We start from the raw sequence: 4,633 nt of genomic DNA on the forward strand, positions 1-4,633 counted from the left end.
GGTCTCGGGCACGCCGTCCGTCACGCCGTCCGTCACTCCCTCGGCCGGTCCGTCGGCCGCGCCCTCCGCCGCCGCCGCGTCCGCGGCCCCCCGGGAGCCCGGCCGGGCCGAGCTGGTCCAGCGCTACGGGGCCGTGGCGCCGACCGAGTGGGGCCTGGACCTCCCCGGGGTGGTCACCGGGCTGCCGGAGGGCGAGCACGCCATGGCGCTCACCTTCGACGCCTGCGGGGGGCCCGGCGGGAGCCGCTACGACGCCGACCTGATCGACTTCCTGCGCGCGCACGACGTCCCCGCCACGCTGTTCCTGAACGCCCGCTGGATCGACGCCAATCCGCAGACCTTCGAGCAACTCGCCGCCGACCCGCTGTTCGAGATCGGCAACCACGGCACCGTCCACCGTCCGCTCTCGGTGACCGGCCGTTCGGCGGAGGGGATCGCCGGTACGGGCGGGGTCGGCGAGGTGTACGACGAGGTGGCGGGCAACGCCCACAAGCTGACCGAGCTGCTCGGGCACCCGCCGCGGTTCTTCCGCTCCGGCACCGCGTACTACGACGACGTCGCCACCCGGGTGGTCGCCGATCTGGGCGAACGCATCGCCGGGTTCAGCGTGAACGGCGACGGCGGGGCGACGCTCCCGGCCGCCGAGGTGCAGCAGGAGGTGGCGTCGGCGCCGCCGGGGGCGATCGTCATCGGGCACATGAACCAGCCGGGCCGCGGCACCGCCCGCGGGGTGGCGGCGGCGGTGCCGGGGCTGCTGGCGGCGGGGCGGCGCTTCGTCCGGCTGTCCGACGTGCTGTGAGCCGCCGGAGCGTACCGGCAGGCGGAGCGTCACAGCCGCCGGAGCATCCCCGGCAGGCGGAGGGTCAGAGCAGGCGCAGGCCGCCCGGGTGCCGGCCCTCGATGATGTCGACCAGCCAGTCGAAGACCGTCGGCCCCCGGCCCGCGCGGGCGGCGGCCAGCTCGGCCGAGACCTGCGCGCGGTTGGTGGGGTGGACCCGGGTGAGCCGGCGCTCCAGCTGGCGGACCGTCTCCGGGTAGCCGAGGTTGCGGCGGGCGGCCTCGTGGTGGCGCCACTCGATCACGTAGTCGTCGTCCTCGGGCGTGCCGAAGCCGCCGCTCAGGCAGTCGGCGAAGGCGTCCAGGTTGCGGCCGAAGTAGCCGTCGACGCCGATCTCCCGCCCGACCACGTCCCAGAAGTCCTCCAGGGTGCCGATCTTCTCGCCGTCGATCACATAGGTCACCGTCACGGGGACGAGGATATGCCCGGACGGCGAACCGCCGGGTGACGGGCGGTTACGGCTCGGCGGTCGGTGGTCACGACTCGGGGCGGTCCACGGGTACGGCTCGGCTGACGACCGTTACGGCCGGACGGCGATCGCGGTGGCGAGCAGCCCGTCGCGCACCGCCCAGCGGCCGTCGAAGCCGTCCAGCCGGCGGCCGGCGACGACCGGGCCGGGGACCAGCAGCCGGGCGGTGAAGGTGCCGTCGGGGGAGAGGTCGAGTTCGGCCTCGTGGAAGTCCAGCCACAGCTCGGTGAGCGGGAACCAGGCCTTGTAGACGGACTCCTTGGCGCTGAACAGGATGCGGTCCCACGGTGTGTCCGGCCGCCCGGCGGCGAGCCCGGCCAGCCGCTGCTGCTCGACGGGCAGGGCGACGGACTCCAGGACGCCCTCCGGCAGCGGCAGCGCGGGCTCGGCGTCGATGCCGAGGGAGGCCAGGGCGCCGGTCCGGGTGACGGCGGCCGCGCGGAAGCCCTCGCAGTGGGTGAGGCTGCCGACCACGCCGTCCGGCCAGCTGGGTGCGCCGCGCAGGCCCGGGACGAGCGGGCGGTACGGGACGCCGAGGCGGGCCAGGGCGGTGCGGGCGCAGTGGCGGACGGTGGTGAACTCGCGGCGGCGCTTGTCGACGGCCCGGGCGACGGCCGCTTCCTCGGCGGGCTCCAGCCGCGCCTCGGGCGGGTCGTCGTAGGCCACCTCGGTCACCACGAAGTCCGGCAGCAGGTCCCCGATCACGTGTTCCCCCCTCGGTCGGCAGCGCGGCCGACGGGCCGCGCGGGTCGAGGGTAACCCGGGTGGGCGGCCCTGGTCCGTGATCTTCGCCAACCCGGGGCGGGGCCTCCGGGAGGGGCTGCCGACTGAGCAGGTGGGAGGGGTCGCCGGCCGAGCGGGTGGGAGGGGTTGTCGGCGGAGTGGATGGGAGGGGTTGTCGGCCGAGCGGGCCCGAGAGGTTACTGGCCGAGCAGGTGGGCGAAGTCCAGTCCGAGGCTGCCGAGGACGGGCAGTGCGCCGAGATCGGTGACGCCGCCGACCGGGATGCTGTAGCCCTGGTTCACCTCGCGCGGGGTCGCGGCGGCCGGCGTCGCGGCGGCGAGGGCCGGGGTCAGGACGGCGCCGAGAAGCAGGGCGGCGAGTGCGGTGCGCATGGGACGGGCCTCCGGTGCGGGCGGGGGTGACGGCCTGTCAACACTCTGCGTGGCGGGGTGGTCACGCATCTTCGCCCCTTCGGCCGCATTGGTAAAGATTCTTGACTTGTGTTCATGGCAACACTGCGGAGGTCTGGACCACGCCGAGACGGAACGCATACGTTCCCTTCACCGGGTGGGCATCGGGTCGGATCGGATCGCCGAACTGCCCTGCGGCTTCGGTGACTTCTGCCTGTCATGCCCATGACCTTTCCCGGGATCGACGAACCGGAGGGAACGAACCATGCGCGCCATCGGCACGAACCTCAGGATCCTCGCGGGCGCCCCGCTCGCGGCCGCCGCCCTCATCGCCCTCACCGCCGGCTCGGCCAGTGCCGCGATACCGGTCAACAAGCCGATGACCGGCAAGGCCACCTACTACAACGACGCCGGCTACGGCGCCTGCGGCACCCGGATCAACGCCGCCGACCAACTGCTGGTCGCCGTCTCGCACACCTGGTGGACCTCCGCCAACCCGAACAACGACCCGCTGTGCAAGGGCATTTCGGTCAAGGTGACCTACCAGGGCAAGACCATCACCGTCCCGGTGAGGGACCAGTGTCCGTCCTGCGACTCCACCCACATCGACCTCAGTCAGCCCGCCTTCGCCAAGCTCGCCCCACTGGGCAAGGGCGTGATCAACGGCCTCACCTGGCAGTTCGTCAAGGCCGGGGCGAACGGCAAGACCGTCGAGCTGTCCGAGCCGGTCGCCGGCTCGACCATCGGCTGAGCGGCCCACGCCTTCCGCCGTGCCCGCCCGCGTGCCCGCCCCCGTACTCGCGTCCGTACTCGCGTCCGTACGGGGGTGGGCACGGCGGCGTTCAGGCCGGCTCGGCGGGGCCCCGGGGCCAGGGCGGCGATCTGAGGATTCGCCCTGCGCGGGACGGCTGTTCGTGGCTAGACTCCCGGACCGTCGCGCGGTCGTCGCGTCCCGAATTCCAGTCCCACGGAGGAGTCTTGGCCTCGATCACCCTCGACGCCGAGCGCCGCGTCCGGGCCGACGCCGGACGCGTCCGGGCGGCGGCCGTGGAGGCGCTGCGCTCGCTCGGCTTCCAGGTCACCTCGGAGCTGGCCACCGTGGTGGAGGCCCGGCGCGGCTCGGCCGTCCGTTCCGCGATGCTGCTGCCCGACGAAGTCCCGCTCGCGGCGTGTCTGCGGTTCGCGGCCGGCCCGGCCGCCGCCGCCCCGCACACCACGATGTCCGTGCACCTGACCGACCGGGCCGTCTCGGTGGTCGCCCTGGGTGTGCAGTCCCCGTACGTGACGGCCTACCAGGGCGCGCTGTTCGCCCTCGACCAGGCACTGACCGGCCTCGATCCCGACGCGGCGGCCGGCTTCCCCCAGCCCCGCTGGTGGGCCCGCGCACCCCAGGCGGAGACCCTGGCCCGGCACCACCAGACCGGCCAGCGGGTGGTCGGCGGCGTGACCGCCCTCATCAACGAGCGGCTCTCCGGCGCCCCCCGGAGCGCCGGGCCGTCGCTGTGGGGCGGCGTCCAGGGCGTCGTCTTCCACTCCCGGGAGGGCGTCCTGGCCCTGGACCGGGCCGCGCTGGCCGGCCTGCTGGCGATCCCGGTGATGATGAGCAGCCGGCCGGACGGCGTACCGGATCAACTCGCCTCCGAAATAGCGCAGTTGGCCGCCACCGTGGAGGGGAGTCTGACGGCGGTCGGGGTCGGCGTGGTGGACGTGCGGGTCGGCAGCGAGCAGCGGGCGGCCTTCGAGTTCCTGTACCGCCAGTTCGGCATCCGCTCCCGGCTGCCGGTCCGGACCCTGTGCACCTGCCGGGACTGCCGCCAGACCAAGGTCGTCAACCTGGACCTCCAGCGGATGCGGGAACGGCGACGGCGGCTCAAGCTCATCACGACGGTCGTCCGCGCGGCCCACGGCAAGGACGGCGAGATCAATCCGTTCGCGATCTTCGGGGCGTTCTTCCAACAGGGCAAGGTCGAGCCCGACTTCATCTGCTCGCGCTGCGAGAGCACCGAGGCCGACGAGCACCCGGTGACCTTCTGCCCCGGGTGCGGCGACATGCGGACGGAGGGGGCGCTGATCACCTGCGGGGAGTGCGGGTACGACTTCGAGGCGCTGGTGGCGGGGCTGGCGGTATGGGGGGCGCCGCCGCCCCCGGCCCCGGTGCCGCCCGCGCCTCCGGTGCCGCCCGCGCCTCCGGTG

6 protein-coding genes are annotated in these 4,633 nt (G+C 74.1%); 3 read left to right on the forward strand and 3 right to left on the reverse strand.

Annotated features, from left to right (window positions below):
* Positions 1–799 (forward strand): polysaccharide deacetylase family protein (locus tag BG452_RS30210; RefSeq protein WP_188307531.1); only part of this gene is annotated, 799 nt, incomplete at its 5' end.
* A 64-nt stretch (positions 800–863) separates the two neighbouring features.
* Here the strand turns inward: BG452_RS30210 and BG452_RS30215 are convergent.
* From BG452_RS30215 to BG452_RS30225, 3 genes are all read right to left on the reverse strand, one after another.
* Positions 864–1,247 carry a barstar family protein gene (locus tag BG452_RS30215; protein WP_188307532.1) on the reverse strand — a complete coding sequence of 128 codons (384 nt, stop codon included), beginning with the start codon at positions 1,245–1,247 and terminating at the stop codon, positions 864–866.
* A gap of 111 nt (positions 1,248–1,358) precedes the next feature.
* Positions 1,359–2,012 carry a 4'-phosphopantetheinyl transferase gene (locus BG452_RS30220; protein WP_188307533.1) on the reverse strand — a complete coding sequence of 218 codons (654 nt, stop codon included), beginning with the start codon at positions 2,010–2,012 and terminating at the stop codon, positions 1,359–1,361.
* Between the two features lie 215 nt (positions 2,013–2,227).
* Positions 2,228–2,422, reverse strand: coding sequence for a hypothetical protein (locus BG452_RS30225; RefSeq protein ID WP_188307534.1), 195 nt, complete (start codon positions 2,420–2,422; stop codon positions 2,228–2,230).
* Between the two features lie 283 nt (positions 2,423–2,705).
* Here BG452_RS30225 and BG452_RS30230 point away from each other — a divergent pair, with 283 nt between their 5' ends.
* Together BG452_RS30230 and BG452_RS30235 are read left to right on the forward strand one after the other, a co-directional pair.
* Positions 2,706–3,191 (forward strand): cysteine/serine endopeptidase inhibitor, encoded by a 486-nt coding sequence (locus tag BG452_RS30230; protein ID WP_188307535.1) that lies wholly within the window; start codon positions 2,706–2,708, stop codon positions 3,189–3,191.
* Between the two features lie 227 nt (positions 3,192–3,418).
* A partial coding sequence (locus tag BG452_RS30235) for a hypothetical protein (RefSeq protein ID WP_411293046.1) occupies positions 3,419–4,633 on the forward strand: 1,215 nt, incomplete at its 3' end.

Origin of the sequence: Streptomyces sp. CBMA123 (genome assembly GCF_014596465.1) — a bacterium.
In the GTDB taxonomy this organism is placed as follows: Bacteria; Actinomycetota; Actinomycetes; order Streptomycetales; family Streptomycetaceae; genus Kitasatospora.